Raw genomic sequence first — 15,791 nt, 5'->3', positions numbered from 1 at the left:
TCGAGACGACCGCTTCGCGGTCTCCTCAGGATGAGGCTAAGCAGCATTGGCGCAAGTCGAAACTGGTACCGCACATCAGGTCCTCATCCTGAGGGCCCGCCGACGGCGGGCGTCTCGAAGGATGGCCGCAGGCGAAATCGCTCCCATATGCGATTGCTCTGGGGCTACTGACAACCCGCTATCGCCCCTCGAACTTCGCTTCGCGCTTCTCCATGAAGGCCTTCATGCCTTCGGCCATGTCCTGGGTTTTGAACAGCGGCAGCAGCTGGAGATAGACGTGATGGACGTGGTCGGAGAAGTTTTCGTTCAGGCCCATCCGCATCATGCGCTTGGAGGCCTGCACGGCGAGCGGCGCGTTGGCGGCGATTTCGCGAGCGACGGCGGTGGCGCGGGTCATCAGCTCGGCATCCGGCACGACCTCGTTGGCGAGGCCCCATTCCAGGCATTCCCGGGCGCTCAGCGTGCGGCCGGTGAAGATCAGCTCTGAGGCCTTGGCCCAGCCGAGCATGCGCGGCAGCAGCCAGGTGCCGCCGGATTCCGGCACCACGCCGCGCTTGACGAAGGCGGCGGCGAGTTTTGCGGATTCCGCCATGATGCGGATGTCGCAGCCGAGCGCGGTGTCCATGCCGTAGCCGGCCGCGCCACCGTTGACGGCGCAGATGGTCGGCTTGTCCATGGCGTGCAGCACCGTCGGCGGGGTGTTGCGCAAATTGATCGTGGTCGGCGAGGACGCCGCGCTGAGGCCGTTGCCGTCGCGCTCCTTGCGCAGGTCGAGGCCGGCGCAGAACGCCCTGCCCTTGCCGGTGAGGATGATGACGCGGACGTTCCTGTCCTCGTTGGCCTCGGTGAGCAGCCGCGCCAGATCGTTCAGCATCGGGCCGGAGATCGTGTTCATGCGCTCCGGCGCGTTCAGCGTGATGGTCGCGATGTGGTCGGCGACAGTGTAGAGGACTTCGTTGGCGGCGTCGGTCATCTCTTTCCCCATCCGTTGTCTCGTAGGGTGGGCAAAGGCGCGTTTGCGCCGTGCCCACGATCTGTTTCCGTAGGGGAGTTTTCGTGGGCACGTTTCGCTTTGCCCACCCTACGGCACCTCGTCAGATATTCCGTCCCGCCTGCTCCCAATAGGGATCGCGCAAGCGGCGCTTGAAGATCTTGCCGGAGTCTTCGCGCGGCAGACCGCTGCGGATCTCGATGTGCTTGGGCACCTTGTAGTCGGCCAGATGCGCTTTCAGCGCGGCGCGAACGCCGGCGGCATCGAGCGTGGCGCCCGCCTGCGGCTCCACGACCGCCATCAAGGCCTCGCCGAATTCGACATCGGGGATGCCGAACACCGCGCAATCGTGCACGCCTGGTACGGCGTGCAGCACGGATTCGATCTCGGCCGGATAGATGTTGACACCGCCCGATATCACCATGTCGCGCTTGCGGTCGCAGATGAAGACGTAGCCGTCCGCGTCGATATAACCGACATCGCCCGAGGTGATGAAACCGTCGCGGTCGATCTCGGCACGCTTCTCCGGCTTGTTGTGGTAGGTGAAATCGGCAAGCTCGGCCATGCGGGAATAGATCTCGCCGATTTCGCCGACGCCGAGCACGCGGCCGTCGTCGCCGATGAAGCGCAGCTCGGCGCCGGGCGAGACCTTTCCGACCGTGCCGGGCTTCTTTAGCGCGTCCTCGGAGGTTGCGAAGGTCACCGCGCTGGATTCGGTCGAGCCGTAGAACTCATAGATCACCGGACCCCACCATTCGATCATGGCGCGCTTGACGTCGGCCGGACACGGCGCTGCGGCATGAATGACGTGGCGCAGCGAGGAGACGTCGTACTTCATGCGCACCGCCTCCGGCAGCTTCATCAGGCGGATGAACATGGTCGGCACCATGAAGATGGTGTCGATCCTGTAGCGCTCGATCGCTTCCAGGAACTCCTCCGCCTCGAAGCGCGGCATCAGCACCAAGGCGCCGCCGAGCTTGCCGGCACGGATGCCGAACGAATTCGGCGCGGAATGATAGAGCGGCCCCGGCAGGATCGCGCGGGCGCCGGGCTTGAGCCCATAGATCATCGCGCGCATGCGCTCGCCGGCGGCCTGCTGCTCCGGCGTCGGCGCGTTGCGGCGGACGCCCTTGGGATGGCCGGTCGTGCCGGAGGTGTAAATCATGTTCATGGGCTGCGGCACCACCGGCCCTTCATAGGGCTGGAATTGTGCAAGCCAGGGTTCGAAATCGATCGCGAAGTCCGGTGTCGTCAGGTGACCCGGATCGATCTTGTAGTTGGACAGGATCTCCGGCGGAGTCGGCACGCTGAGCACGGTGACGCCGGCGGGGATCGCATCGCGCAAGGCGTGCAGCATGTCGGCGTGGCCGATCAGCACGGACGTGCCGGTGTCGCCGAGGATGTAATTGATCTCCTCCGGCTTGAAGTGCCAGTTGATCGGCACCCCATAGGCCCCGAGGCGCATCGCGGCGTAGGCGGCCTCGATGAACGCGATGTCGTTGCGCATCAGCATGCAGACGCAATCGCCCTGGCGGACGCCAAGTTTGGCAAGGCCCGATGCGATGCGGTCGGCGCGGGATGCGACCTCGGCGTGGGTGCGGCGGCGGTCGCCGGAGACGATGCCGAGAAATGGAGGCGTTTCGCTCATTGTTGTTTTTCCGATCTTTCGTCGGGTTGAAGGGCTTAGTCACAAACTCACTCGTCATTCCGGGATGCGCCGAAGGCGCAGGCCCGGAATCCATAACCACGGATCGGGGTTATGGATTCCGGGCTCGCCGCTTACGCGGCGCCCCGGAATGACGGGAGCTGCTAATCCGCGTACTTCGCCGCGCGCTTCTCCAGGTTCGAGCGCACCGCTTCGGTCTGGTTGGCGCTGCCGATCAGCTTTTGCTGCTCGACGGATTCCGCAAGCAGGGCCGGGCCGGGATCGACCGAGAGATTGTTCAGCAGGCGCTTGGCGGCGCGGATCGCATCCGGGCTCTTGCCGGCGATCTCGCGCGCGACTTCGAGCGCCGCGGCGCGCGGATCGTCGCAGATGCGGGTGGCGAGGCCGTAAGTTATCGCCTCCTGCGCCGAGAAGATGCGCCCGGTGTAGGTGAGATCGCGCAGGATGTCGTCGCGCACCAGGCTTGCGAGGATCGGCGTGCCCGCCATATCAGGCACGAGGCCCCATTTGATCTCCATGATCGACATCCGCGCATCCGCCGAGAGAAAGCGCATGTCGGCGCCGAGCGAGAGCTGGAAGCCGCCGCCGAAGGCGACGCCATGCACGGCTGCGATGACAGGCACCGGAAGCTGGCGCCATCCCCATACCGCCTGTTGCGGGAAGTTCGCCTGGCCGTGCGTGCGCTTGGTGAGATCGCGATTTTCGCCACCCGGAATTCCGTTGCCGCCCTTCTCCTTCATGGCGGCAAAACGACCCATGTCGAGTCCGGCGCAGAAGGCACGGCCCTCGCCCGAGAGCACGACGGCGCGCACGCCTTTCTCCTTCGAAAGCCGGTCGGTTGCGGCGACGAGAGCCTCGAACATGGCTTGATCCAGCGCGTTCATCTTGTCCGCGCGCACCAGGCGCACGTCGGCGACGCCTTCCGAGATCGAGATCGAGACGCGCTCTTCCATGGACGAATTCTCCCCTGGTTCCTGCCTGTTCTTGTTCGGTGCCGCTTTACAGAAAGACGGCGGCCGGATTTAGTCAATCGACCAATTAACTGACAATCCCTACGGGAGAAACAGCCATGTTCAAGGAAAATCTTCTGGCTGGGCGGCGCATTCTCGTGACCGGCGGCGGCACCGGTCTCGGCAAGTCGATGGCGGCGCGCTTCCTCCAGCTCGGCGCCGAAGTTCACATCTGCGGCCGCCGCAAGATCGTCTGCGACGAGACCGCGACCGAGCTGATGGATCTTTATGGCGGCCGCGTCACCAGCCACGGCGTCGACATCCGCAACGCGCTCGCGGTCGAGGAGATGATCGAGAACATCTTCCGCGACGGCGGCCTCACCGATCTCATCAACAACGCCGCCGGCAATTTCATCTCGCGTAGCGAGGAGCTGTCGCCGCGCGGCTTCGACGCCGTCGCCAACATCGTCATGCACGGCACGTTCTACGTGACGCAGGCGGTCGGCAAGCGCTGGATCGCGGCGAAGCAACCCGGCAACGTCGTCTCGATCACCGTGACCTGGGTGCGCAACGGCTCGCCTTACGTGGTGCCATCAGCGATGAGCAAGTCGGCAATCCATGCCATGACGATGTCGCTCGCCACCGAATGGGGCCGCTACGGCATCCGCCTCAACACCATCGCGCCCGGCGAGATCCCGACCGAGGGCATGAGCAAGCGCATCAAGCCCGGCGACGAGGCCGGCGCGCGCACCAAGGCGATGAACCCGATGGGCCGCGTCGGCACCATGGAGGAATTGCAGAACCTCGCGACGTTCCTGATCTCCGGCGGCTGCGACTGGATCAACGGCGAGACCATCGCAATGGACGGCGCGCAGGCGCTCGCCATGGGCGGCAATTTCTACCAGTTGCGCGACTGGAGCGACGACGACTGGAAGACCGCGCGCGAGAGCATCATGGCGCAGAACGAGAAGGATCGCGCGAAGCGGGGGTGAGGTCGCGAGGAGGCGTCAGGGACTGCAGCATTCACCACGCTCTCAGCTGTCGTCCCCGCCTAGTGCGCAATTGCGCACGGGGGCGGGGACCCATAACCACAGGGAGACATGTGGCGCGAGACAGGCAACTCCGAGCCTTCGCCAAATCCTTGCTGCGGCGTATGGGTCCCGGATCTGCGCGCGCTTAAGGCGCGCTTGTCCGGGACGACAGCGGGCCCTTCATCTTGTCTTCCCCCGCGGATGCCGCCACACTCTCCGGCATAAAAACAACACCGCCTAAGGGAGAGACATGTCCACACAGCCATTGGCTAATCTTGCCGACATGGTGCGCGAGCGCGCCAGGAGCCGCTGCAATGCGATCGCCTACGAGTTCGAGGGACGCGCGACCTCCTTTGCCGACTTCGACGTCAAGACCAACAAGGTCGCGAACGCGCTTGTCGCGATGGGCGTGAAGAAGGGCGACCGCATCGCCTATCTCGGCAAGAACAGCGATCTCTATTTCGAATTGCTGATGGGTGCGATGAAGGCCGGAATCGTCATGGCGCCGGTGAACTGGCGGCTCGCGGGACCCGAGGTCGCCTTCATCGTTGCCGACTGCAAGGCGCCGGTGCTGTTCGTCGGGCCGGAGTTCATCACCCAGGTGCGGCAGATCAAGGACCAGCTGCCGGGCGTGCGCACCATCATTACCACCGAGGGCGGCGCGCCGGAATGGCAGGATTTTACGGCCTGGCGCGATGCGCAGAGCGGCGATGATCCGAAGCTGCCGATCGACACGAAGGACATCGCGATCCAGCTCTACACCTCGGGCACCACCGGCAAGCCGAAGGGCGCGATGCTGAGCCACGCCAACTTCCTCAACCTCGTTCAAACCGGCAATGCCGAGGACAAGCCGGAATGGAACCGGTGGTCGACCGACGACGTCTCGCTGGTCGCGATGCCGATCTTCCACATCGGCGGCTCCGGCTGGGGCGTGATGGGCCTCTATCACGGCGCCCGCGGCGTGATCGCGCGCGAGTTCGATCCGACCAGGGTGCTGGATTTCTTCGAGCAGTCGGGCATCACGAAGCTGTTCATGGTGCCGGCGGCGATGCAGTTCGTGGTGCGGCAGCCGCGCGCGAAGACCGTGGATTTCTCGCGATTGAAATACATGCTCTACGGGGCCTCGCCGATCCCGGCGGCGCTGCTGAAGGAATGCATCGAGGTCTTCAAATGCGGCTTCGTGCAGATGTACGGCATGACCGAGACGACGGGCACGATCGTCGCGCTGCCGCCGGAGGACCACGTCGAGGGCCTGGAGCGGATGCGTTCCGCCGGCAAGGCGCTGCCGGGCGTCGAGATCGCGATTTTGGACGCGGACGGCAAGCCGCTGCCGCCGCGCGAAGTCGGCGAGATCGCGACACGCTCGGGCTCCAACATGGCCGGCTACTGGAACCTGCCGGAAGCAACCGCTTCGACGCTGCGCGGCGATGGCTGGCTGCGCACCGGCGATGCGGGCTACATGGACGAGGACGGTTATCTCTACATCCACGACCGCATCAAGGACATGATCATCTCCGGCGGCGAGAACATCTACCCTGCCGAGGTCGAGAGCGCGCTGTGCGATCACCCTGACGTCGCCGAGGCCGCCGTGATCGGCGTGCCCGACGACAAATGGGGCGAGGCCGTGAAGGCGGTGGTGGTGATGAAGCCGGGCAAGGAGGCGAGCGCCACCGACATCATCAACTTCACCCGGACGCGCATCGCCGGCTTCAAGACGCCGAAGAGCGTGGAATTCCTGCCGGCGCTGCCGCGGAATCCGAGCGGTAAGATCTTGCGGCGGCAGTTGCGCGAGCCGCACTGGGCGGGGAAGGATCGGCGGGTGAACTAGGACGCGGTGCCGTAGGGTACGCAAAGCCGCAAGGCGCCGTGTCCACGCTTTCTCTCGATCATGTAAAATGCGTGGGCACGCTTACGCTTTGCCCACCCTACGCGAGCGGTGCAGGCCTCTAGTGCTTCCCCGGTCCCATATAGCCGAACAGGAATCCCGCCACTTTCCGCATCTGGATCTCCTCGCTGCCCTCGGTGATGCGGTAGCGGCGGTGGTGGCGGTAGATGTGCTCGAACGGCTTGTGGCGTGAATAGCCCATGCCGCCATGGACCTGCATGGCGCGGTCGGCGGATTCGCAACAGAGGCGGTTTGCCCAGTAGTTGCACATCGAGACGCGGTCGGAGAGCGTGCGTTCGATCTGCTCCTCGGTGAGCTGGTCCATCTCCCAGGCGGTCTTGCGGATCAGAAGGCGCAGCATCTCGGCTTGCGTCGCGAGCTCGACCAGCGGGAACTGGATCGCCTGGTTCTCCGCCAGCGCCCGGCCGAACGGCTTTCGCTCGCGCGCGTATTTCACGCTCTCGTTGATGCAGTAGACGGCAGCGCCGAGCGAGCTCGCCGCCTGGCGGATGCGGTTCTGGTGCACGAAGCACTGCGCCAGCGACAGGCCGCGGCCGACCTCGCCGAACAGCGCATCCTCAGGCACGAACACGTCGGTGAAGCTGACGCGCGGATGGTCGGTCGGCATGTTGAAGGTCCACATGTACTCCTCGATCCTGACGCCATCGCTCTTGGCCGGCACCAGGAAGCAGGTGATGCCGCGGGCATCGCCGTCGTTGCCGCTGGTGCGCGCGAACAGCGCGCAATGGGTGGCGACATGCATGCCGGTGGTCCACATCTTCTCGCCGTTGATGATCCAGCCCTTGACGTTGTCGCGGGTCGCCGGCACCGCGCGCGTCTCCATGTGGGTGGCGTCGGAGCCGTGATGCGGCTCAGTCAATCCAAAGGTGATGCGGTACTTGCCCTTGATCGAGCCGTCGATCATCGCCTTCTGGTCGTCGCGGCCGTAGCGGTCGAGCATGGTGACCACGGGAAAATTGCCGACGATCGAATGCTCGTTCTGGAGATCGTTGTGCAGACCCAGGCCCTTCGCGGCAAAATGCTCGCGGATCACGGCCATCCAGAGATTGGAGCCTTCCTTGCCACCGTATTGCTTCGACACCGGAAAGCGCAAATGCCCGGCGGCATCCGCGAGATCCTTGGCCTTGCGCAGCAAGGCCTCCCATTCGTGACGCGGCAGGCCGCCATTCTCGAAATCGGTGCGTGCCCATTCGCGGCGATGATCGAAGAAGCGGATGTTGTCGTCGGCCTCTTCCAGCGGCTTGATCTCGCGTTCGATGAAACGATCCAGCTCTCCGAGATACGCGACGAGATCGGCAGGCAATGAGAAGTCCACAGGTTCTCTCCCGGATTGATTTTATCGTTTTGCGTTAAGGCGCTAGGCGCATTTTTGCTTCGCAACGATTAAGCGGAGAAGAGCGCATCCAAGTCAAGCAAGGTGAGACGTGACGGATACGCAAGGCTCCTTGCGCAATTGGATGGTGCCCGGGCACTGTGGCGCGGTAGTATGCCGCCAATATTCCTTCGGAAGAAAATGCGGGGAGCGCGCGATGGAGCTGAAATTTTCCAAGGTGGAACGCAAGGGACCGATCACGATCGTGACGCTGTCGCGGCCCGAGGTCTACAACGCCCTGCACACCGACGCCCATTTCGAGCTGCAGAAGGTGTTCGACGATTTCTCCGCTGATCCCGAGCAGTGGATCGCCGTCGTCACGGGCGCCGGCGACAAGGCGTTCTGCGCCGGAAACGACCTGAAGTGGCAGGCCGCGGGCGGCAAGCGCGGCTGGGACAAGGGCGGCTTCGCCGGCCTCACGGCGCGATTCGATTGCGACAAGCCGATCATAGCGGCGGTCAACGGCGTCGCGATGGGCGGCGGCTTCGAGATCGCGCTCGCCTGCGATCTCATCATCGCCTCGGAGAATGCGACCTTCGCCCTGCCCGAGCCGCGCGTCGGCCTTGCCGCGCTCGCCGGCGGCCTGCACCGCCTGCCGCGGCAGATCGGGCTGAAGCGCGCCATGGGCATGATCCTCACCGCACGCCATGTCGGCGCCAAGGAAGGCCTCGAGCTCGGCTTCGTCAACGAGGTGGTGCCGCAGGGCGAAGCACTCGCCGGCGCGCTGCGCTGGGCGGAGATGATCACCAAGAATTCGCCGATGTCGATCCGGGCTTCGAAGCAGGCGATCCAAAAGGGCCTCGGCGTCTCGCTGGAGCAGGCGATCGCGGAGCAGCGCGACTATCCGGCCGTGAAGGCGATGGCGGCCTCGCAGGATTACATCGAGGGCCCGAAGGCGTTCTCAGAGAAGCGGCCGCCGAAATGGGTGGGGAAATAAAGCACGCTGTCTCAGCGTCATGGCCGGGCTTGTCCCATCCACGTCTTGAGGCGGCACGAAGAACGTGGATGCCCGGGACAAGCCCGGGCATGACGATGGAGAGCGACGCCGCTCTCACCGCCGTCATTGCGAGCGCAGCGAAGCAATCCAGACTCTTTTCCGCGGAGGCAGCCTGGATTGCTTCGCTGCGCTCGCAATGACGGCGAGAGAGCTACCCGCCTCGTCTCTGTTCGCGCTTGTACGACGCGTAATTCGGCTGATCGACCGCGAGCTTGTCCATCGTGGTCGCCCAGAGGTGCTCGGCAAGGCCCGGCGTCGCGAGATCGACCTCGCCTTTGGCGATGCGCTCGGCGAGCGCGCGGTTGAGGTCGGTAATCGAGCCATCGACACCAAGCAGCGCGCGCAGCCGTTCGACTTCCGCAGCATCGCTTCCCTTCTCGCGCGTCATCTGCCGCGTCACGAGGTCGAGGATGTTGATGGCGACGCGGAGCTTGAAGGCCTGGTGGCCGGAGATCAGCGGGGTGATGTCGTTGCGGAGGAAATCGGCGACCGATCTGGTCAGCTCGATCGGGGTCGGCTCGTCCTGCATGTGTCAGCTCCCGCGCGGCGCCAGCAGCCGCAACAGATCGATCTCGGTCTCGGATGCGCGGCGGCCGATCATGGCGCGCTCCATGGAATGATCCGGGCCGTCGCGGAACCGCTGCATCATGCCCCCGCACATGATGCCCCAGCGCAGCGTGCCCATCACTTCCCAGAATTTCACGCGCGCAGGGTCGACCTTGCGGCCCGCAGCCTCATAGCCCGCGAACAGCTCCTCGCGCGAACCAAAGCCGCCGACAGGCTTGTCGATCTCGCCGAAGCGCCAGGAATTGACACAGACCCAGCCGAGATCCTCCATGGGGTCGCCGAGATGGGCGAGCTCCCAGTCCAGCACGGCGCGCACGCCATCCGCACCGATGATGAGATTGCCGTTGCGGAAATCGCCGTGCACCAGCGTCGTCTCGGCCGACGGGCCGGGATCGTGATCCCGGAGCCAACGCAGCGCCAGCTCGAACACGGGCTTGGGCCAGTTCAGGCTGCGATAGTCGCGATCGAACTCGGCGATCTCCTGGGTCGCGCCGCGGCTGCGCAGCTCCGGCAGCTTGTCCATGGGCAGGCGATGGAGACCGGCGAGAATGCCGCCGATCTGCCGCGCCAGACGCGGCCTTGCCGCCGCATAATCGTCGTCGCGCAGGATCTTGCGCGCGATGGTCTCGCCCTCGATCCGCTGCATGATGAAACCGGTGCCGAGGTCGTCCTCGGGCACCAGCACGTGCAGCACGCGCGGCGACGGCACGCCGGCATCGAAGGCGAGCTGCATCAGCTGCGCTTCGGCGGCGAGGCCCGCCGCGCGCGTCGGCGCGGCGCCATAGCCCTTCGGCGAGCGCCGCAGGATCGCGCCGATCGCGCCATCGGGATGGGTGATGTCGAAGCGCCAGGTTTCCTGACTGGCGCCGCCCGACAGTTTGGCCGCAGAGGTCGCGCCGGTCGCGCCCTTGCACCAGCGCCGTACGCTGCGGGAAAGCTCGGCCTCGATCATTTGCCTTTGAACTGCGCGGGCCGCTTCTCCAGGAACGCGCCGACGCCTTCGCGGAAGTCCTGGGTGTCGCCGGCACGGAGCTGGCACTGGAATTCGAGATTGAGCTGATCCTCGAAGGAGTTTTCGGGGCTGTCCCAATAGAGCTTGCGGATCAGCGACAGCGCCACAGTCGGGCCGCTGGCGAGATCGCGCGCGAGCTTCATCGCCTCCTCCATCAGCACGGCGTCGTCATGGACGCGGTTGACGAGGCCCCATTCCAGCGCCTTCTCCGCCGGCAGCCGCTCGCCCATCAGCGACAATTCGATCGAGCGCGCCCGGCCGACGAGACGCGGCAAGAGCCAGGTCGAGCCGCAATCCGGCACGAGGCCGATGCGGCGGAAAGCCTGCAGGAAATAGGACGAGCGCGCGCACAGGATCATATCGCCGAGCAGCGCAAAGCTCATGCCGGCGCCGGCAGCCGGGCCGTTGACCGCAGTGACGATGGGGCAATGCAGATTGCGGATGCGGCGCAGGAACGGGTGAAAGCCCGTCTCCAGCGTCAGGCCGGCCTTGGTCTTCTTCGACTGGTTGTTGCGCCCCTGCAGATTCGCGCCGGTGCAGAAGGCGCGGCCGGCGCCGGTCAGCACGACGCAGCGCACCTCGTCCTTCTTCTCCTCGATCGCATCGAGCGCCTCGGCAAGGCCGCCCAGCATGTCGACGGACACCGCGTTCATCACCTCCTGATGGTCGAGCCTGAGGATTGCGACCGATCCATCGAAATCGAGCGTGACGTGTTTGAACTGCATGGTTTCCTCGTCGGTTGCGGCCTGCGTCAGTTTCGCAGACCGGAATTCGCTTTGTCGGGGCGCATATTTGATTTTTGGCGCGGTCTTGTCCATGGTGATCAGAGCATAGCAAGCAATCTTGCGCGCAGCGGCTGATGGGCTGCAGACCAAAAAACAGGAAACGCGCCATGACGATTTTCGACCTCTCCGGCCGCGTCGCCGTGATCACCGGCGGCAATGGCGGCATCGGCCTCGGCATCGCGCAGGCGCTCGCGGGCCAGGGCTGCAACGTCTCGATCTGGGGCCGCAACGCCGACAAGAACAAGGCCGCCGCCGCAAGCATGGCGGGCCTGTCAGGCAAGGTCGACACCCGTGTCTGCGACGTCACCGATCCGGCCTCGGTCAATGCCGCGATGAAGGCGACGCTCGACACCTTTGGCCGGGTCGATGGCTGCTTCGCCAATGCCGGCATCGGCGGCGGCGGCCGCAGGTCCTTCATCGAGCGCACCGAGGAGGAATGGCGCACGATGTTCGCAACCAATCTCGACGGCGTATTCCACGCGTTTCAGGCCGCGGCCAAGCACATGACCGAACGCGCCAATGCCGGCGATCCCTTCGGCCGGCTGGTGGCGACCTCGAGCCTCGCCTCGATCTTCGGCACGGCGCGCAACGAGCATTATGCGGCGACCAAGGCCGCGATCAACGCGCTGGTGCGCGCGCTCGGTGTCGAGCTCGCCCGCCACGGCGTCACCGCCAACGCGATCCTGCCCGGCTGGATCAAGAGCGACATGACCGCGGGCATCATGGCCAACGACAAATTCGTCGCCAACGTGATGCCGCGCATTCCGATGCGCCGCTTCGGCGAGCCCAGCGATTTCGGCGGCATCGCCGTGTATCTGATGAGCAAGGCGTCGTCGTATCACACCGCGGATACGTTCGTGATCGACGGTGGCTATACGGCGTTTTGATTCTCGTAGCCCGGATGGAGCGAACCGCGATCCGGGACGGCCAAAAGCAAGCAAGACCCGGATTTCGCTTCGCTCCATCCGGGCTACAACACTGAGGGAATGGGCAAATGTTCTCGCACATCATGATCGGCACCAACGATCTCGACAAGGCCAAGACGTTTTACGACAATTTGCTGAGCACGCTCGAGGTGCGACCGGCCAGGGTCGACGGCCATCGCATTTTCTACATCACCAAGACCGGCGTGTTCTCGGTGTCGAAGCCGATCAACGGCGAGCCGGCAACGTGCGCGAATGGCGGCACGATCGGCTTTGCCTGCAGCTCGCCCGAGCAGGTCGACCAATGGCACGCAGCCGGCCTTGCCGCCGGCGGCAAGCCGATCGAGGATCCGCCCGGCATCCGCCAGGGTCCGGGTGGCAAGCTCTATCTCGCCTACTTGCGCGACCTCGACGGCAACAAGATCTGCGCGATGCATCGGCTGCCGAACTGAGTTGCCCACAATACCGGTGTCGTCCCCGCGAAGGCGGGGACCCATAACCACAGGGAGCGGTTATGGGGCGAGCTGGACACTCCGAGTCTTCGCCAAACTTCTTCCTGTGGCTATGGGTCCCGGATCTGCGCGCGCTTGGGGCGCGCTTGTCCGGGACGACACTGGAAAGATTTCTCGTACCCCCATTCAAACAACATTTCAAACGTCCCCGCGAAATTCCATCGCATGGCATGGCTCGCGTGAGAAAATACGCGCTCGCACTTTGGCGGCGCTGCGACTATTCTTCCGGCCAATTCGATCTCAGCGTCCCCGGGAGGAACAATGACAAAACACACCTACATTCCCCGCACCACCAACTACACCCTCAATCCCGGCGACGAGCTCAACGACCTCAGGATGTCGGACCAGGTCCGGCCGCTCTACGATCACGTCAAGAAGTTCATCCGCGACACCGTCGAGCCGATGTCGATCGAGTTCGCCAAGGCGGGCGAAGGCAAGGAAGATCGCTGGAGCTTCACGCCGAAGCAGCTCGAGGTGCTGGAGAAGGCCAAGAACAAGGCCAAGCAGGAAGGCCTCTGGAACTTCTTCCTGCCCGATGACGAGACCGGCCAGGGCCTGAAGAACCTCGACTACGCCTATATCGCCTCCGAGCTCGGCAAGAGCCCGCTGGCATCCGAGACCATGAACTGCTCGGCGCCCGACACCGGCAACATGGAGGTGCTGGAGCGCGTCGGCACCAAGGAGCAGAAAGAGAAGTGGCTGAAGCCGCTGCTGAACGGCGAGATCCGCTCGGCCTATGTCATGACCGAGCCGAACGTCGCCTCCTCCGACGCCAAGAACATCTCGACCACCGCCAAGCTCGTCGGCGACGAATGGGTCATCAACGGTGAGAAATATTACATCTCGGGCGTAGGCGATCCCCGCTGCAAGATCCTCATCGTGATGGTGAAGACCAATCCGGACGCGGCGCCGAGCAAGCAGCAGTCGCAGATCCTGGTGCCGCGCGACACGCCCGGCGTCGAGGTGCTCGGCCCGATGTATGTGTTCGGCCAGGACCACGCTCCGCGCGGCCACATGCACATGCGCTTCAACAACGTGCGAGTCCCGAAGGAAAACATGCTGCTCGGCGAAGGCCGCGGCTTCGAGATCTCGCAGCTTCGCCTCGGACCGGGCCGTATCCACCATTGCATGCGCACCATCGGCAAGGCCGAGAAGGCGCTCGACCTGATGGTGCAGCGTGGCCTTACCCGCGAAGCGTTCGGCAAGAAGATCGCCCATCTCGGCGGCAACATGCAGATCATCGCGCAGGCCCGCTGCGAAATCGAGGCGATGCGGCTGATGGTGCTGAAGGCCGCGAAAGCGATGGACGTGCTCGGCAACAAGGAAGCCCGCGTCTGGGTCTCCATGGTCAAGGCCATGGTGCCGGAGCGCGCCTGCAAGATCATCGACCAGGCGATCCAGATGCACGGCGCCACCGGCATCTCGCACTGGACCCCGCTCGCCGAGATGTACCAGGACGTGCGCCATTTGCGCTTTGCCGATGGTCCGGACGAGGTGCACTGGATGGTGGTCGGCCGGCATGAGCTGAGCATGGCGTGAGCCCTCCTCGTCATGCGCGGGCTTGACCCGCGCATCCGTCGAAGAGAACAATTCTTCGGGATTGATGGATTGCCGGGTCAAGCCCGGCAATAACGACTTGCCACGGAGCCACCATGGACTACGCCGCCAGCGAGCTGACGCCACGCGAGCGCTACAAGGTGCTGACGTCCTTCATCCTGCCGCGGCCGATCGCCTGGGTGACCTCGATCGGGCCGACGGGTGTGGTCAACGCCGCACCTTTCAGCTTCTTCAACGCCTTCTGCGAGGATCCGCCGCTGTGCATGTTCGCAGCGAACCGCAAGCCTGACGGGCAGGACAAGGATACCTTCCTCAACATCCAGCGCACCGGCGAGTTCGTGGTCAACCTCACCGACGAGCCGCTGGCGCGGGCGATGCACGAGAGCAGCGGCGACTTTCCCCCTGAAATCGGCGAGCCCGATTATCTAGGCCTGAAGCTCGCGCCCTCGACGAAGGTTGCCGTGCCGCGGCTTGCCGACACGCCCTGGGCGATGGAGTGCAAGCTCTGGAAGCTGATCGACGTCAACGACGACCGCAAGCTGATCATGGGCGAAGGCCTCCACTTCCACATCCGCGACGAGCTGTGGGACGACGAGGCGATGCGCGTGCACATGGATCGCTATCACCCGATCGGCCGCATGTTCGCCGACCGCTACTGCCGCACCGACGACCGCGTGGTGTTTCCGGCGGCGGAAGGCGCCAAGACCAAATAGCCGAACCCGGGAGCGAGATGATGCCGGAAGCCTTTCGCGACAACGAAGAACGTGAGCGGTTCGAGCTCGATGTCGACGGGCCGATCGCCTTCGTCACCTACCGCAAGACCGACGGCGCGATCACGCTGGTGCATACCGAGGTGCCGCCGGAACTCGGTGGCCGCGGCATCGGCTCCAGGCTCGGCCGCGCCACGCTGGATGCAGTGCGGGCGCAGGGCCGCACGCTTTCCGTCGAGTGCGACTTCATCCGCAATTTCATGCGCAAGGATCCCGCCTACAACGACCTCCTGGCGGATGACGGCGATGCGCATGCCGAGCCGCAAGTAAGCTATCGCGCCGGCTGCTTCTGCGGCGCCGTCGAGGTCGAGGTCACAGGCAAGGCGATGTTTTCGGGCTATTGCCATTGCGCCGACTGCCAGGCGTGGTCGGCTGCGCCGATCAATGCTTTCAGCCTCTGGAAGTCGGACAGCGTGCGCATCACCAAAGGTGAAGCAGAGCTCGGGACGTTCAACAAGACCGAGCATTCCTATCGGAAGTTCTGCAAGCGCTGCGGCGGCCACGTCATGACCGAGCATCCGCGCATGCGCCTGATCGACGTCTACGCCAATGTGCTGAAGGGGTATCAGCACCAGCCGACCTTGCACGCGAACTATGTAAGCAAGATGGTCTCGGTCAGGGATGGCCTGCCGAAATATGCCGACCTGCCCGCCGAGCTCGGCGGCTCCGGCGAGATGCTGCCGGATTGATGGTAGATCGTAGGGCGGATTAGTCGTACTGCGTCATGGGTTTCTTCGCGTGCGTGAAGCTGC

General features: G+C 64.6%; 15 protein-coding genes. 8 read left to right on the top strand and 7 right to left on the bottom strand.

What is annotated here, in order from left to right:
* Positions 1–178: 178 nt before the first annotated feature.
* The 3 genes from Q0743_RS03110 to Q0743_RS03100 form a co-directional block, all read right to left on the bottom strand.
* Positions 179–973: an enoyl-CoA hydratase-related protein gene (locus tag Q0743_RS03110; protein ID WP_298240132.1), complete on the bottom strand. Its 795-nt coding sequence runs from the start codon at positions 971–973 to the stop codon at positions 179–181.
* A 121-nt stretch (positions 974–1,094) separates the two neighbouring features.
* Positions 1,095–2,639 (bottom strand): acyl-CoA synthetase, encoded by a 1,545-nt coding sequence (locus Q0743_RS03105; protein WP_298240131.1) that lies wholly within the window; start codon positions 2,637–2,639, stop codon positions 1,095–1,097.
* 161 nt (positions 2,640–2,800) lie between these two features.
* A complete protein-coding gene (locus tag Q0743_RS03100; RefSeq protein ID WP_298240130.1) occupies positions 2,801–3,610 on the bottom strand; it encodes a crotonase/enoyl-CoA hydratase family protein in 810 nt (269 codons plus the stop codon).
* Positions 3,611–3,726: 116 nt separating this feature from the next.
* Between Q0743_RS03100 and Q0743_RS03095 the strand changes: the two genes are divergently transcribed.
* Complete coding sequence (locus Q0743_RS03095) at positions 3,727–4,599, top strand: SDR family oxidoreductase (protein WP_298240129.1); 873 nt, start codon at positions 3,727–3,729, stop codon at positions 4,597–4,599.
* 289 nt (positions 4,600–4,888) lie between these two features.
* On the top strand, positions 4,889–6,466 hold the full coding sequence (locus Q0743_RS03090; protein WP_298240128.1) for a fatty acid--CoA ligase: 1,578 nt from the start codon (positions 4,889–4,891) through the stop codon (positions 6,464–6,466).
* 118 nt (positions 6,467–6,584) lie between these two features.
* Here the strand turns inward: Q0743_RS03090 and Q0743_RS03085 are convergent, their stop codons facing one another.
* Entirely contained in the window at positions 6,585–7,859 is a 1,275-nt protein-coding gene (locus Q0743_RS03085; protein ID WP_298240127.1) for an acyl-CoA dehydrogenase family protein, read from the bottom strand.
* A 214-nt stretch (positions 7,860–8,073) separates the two neighbouring features.
* Between Q0743_RS03085 and Q0743_RS03080 the strand changes: the two genes are divergently transcribed.
* Positions 8,074–8,853 carry an enoyl-CoA hydratase-related protein gene (locus tag Q0743_RS03080; protein WP_298240126.1) on the top strand — a complete coding sequence of 260 codons (780 nt, stop codon included), beginning with the start codon at positions 8,074–8,076 and terminating at the stop codon, positions 8,851–8,853.
* Between the two features lie 211 nt (positions 8,854–9,064).
* On the opposite strand, the gene Q0743_RS03075 is transcribed toward Q0743_RS03080, so the two are convergent.
* The 3 genes from Q0743_RS03075 to Q0743_RS03065 are packed head-to-tail and all read right to left on the bottom strand — an operon-like array spanning position 9,065 to position 11,217.
* Entirely contained in the window at positions 9,065–9,442 is a 378-nt protein-coding gene (locus tag Q0743_RS03075) for a DUF6285 domain-containing protein (protein ID WP_298240125.1), read from the bottom strand.
* A gap of 3 nt (positions 9,443–9,445) precedes the next feature.
* Entirely contained in the window at positions 9,446–10,432 is a 987-nt protein-coding gene (locus tag Q0743_RS03070) for a phosphotransferase family protein (RefSeq protein WP_298240124.1), read from the bottom strand.
* Positions 10,429–11,217 (bottom strand): enoyl-CoA hydratase/isomerase, encoded by a 789-nt coding sequence (locus tag Q0743_RS03065; RefSeq protein WP_298240123.1) that lies wholly within the window; start codon positions 11,215–11,217, stop codon positions 10,429–10,431. Before Q0743_RS03065 ends, Q0743_RS03070 begins: the two co-directional genes overlap by 4 nt.
* 167 nt (positions 11,218–11,384) lie before the next feature.
* On the opposite strand from Q0743_RS03065, the gene Q0743_RS03060 reads away from it, so the two are divergent.
* From Q0743_RS03060 to Q0743_RS34265, 5 genes are all read left to right on the top strand, one after another.
* Positions 11,385–12,164, top strand: coding sequence for an SDR family NAD(P)-dependent oxidoreductase (locus Q0743_RS03060; protein ID WP_298240122.1), 780 nt, complete (start codon positions 11,385–11,387; stop codon positions 12,162–12,164).
* A 107-nt stretch (positions 12,165–12,271) separates the two neighbouring features.
* Positions 12,272–12,652 carry a VOC family protein gene (locus Q0743_RS03055; protein WP_298240121.1) on the top strand — a complete coding sequence of 127 codons (381 nt, stop codon included), beginning with the start codon at positions 12,272–12,274 and terminating at the stop codon, positions 12,650–12,652.
* Positions 12,653–12,973: 321 nt separating this feature from the next.
* Complete coding sequence (locus Q0743_RS03050; protein WP_097665525.1) at positions 12,974–14,251, top strand: acyl-CoA dehydrogenase family protein; 1,278 nt, start codon at positions 12,974–12,976, stop codon at positions 14,249–14,251.
* A 113-nt stretch (positions 14,252–14,364) separates the two neighbouring features.
* Positions 14,365–14,982, top strand: coding sequence for a flavin reductase family protein (locus Q0743_RS03045; RefSeq protein ID WP_298240120.1), 618 nt, complete (start codon positions 14,365–14,367; stop codon positions 14,980–14,982).
* Between the two features lie 20 nt (positions 14,983–15,002).
* Complete coding sequence (locus Q0743_RS34265; protein ID WP_367184837.1) at positions 15,003–15,728, top strand: N-acetyltransferase; 726 nt, start codon at positions 15,003–15,005, stop codon at positions 15,726–15,728.
* Positions 15,729–15,791: the final 63 nt, after the last annotated feature.

Source organism: uncultured Bradyrhizobium sp., from assembly GCF_936943645.1.
Taxonomy (GTDB): Bacteria; Pseudomonadota; Alphaproteobacteria; order Rhizobiales; family Xanthobacteraceae; genus Bradyrhizobium.
This window is presented reverse-complemented; position numbering and strand designations above follow the sequence as displayed.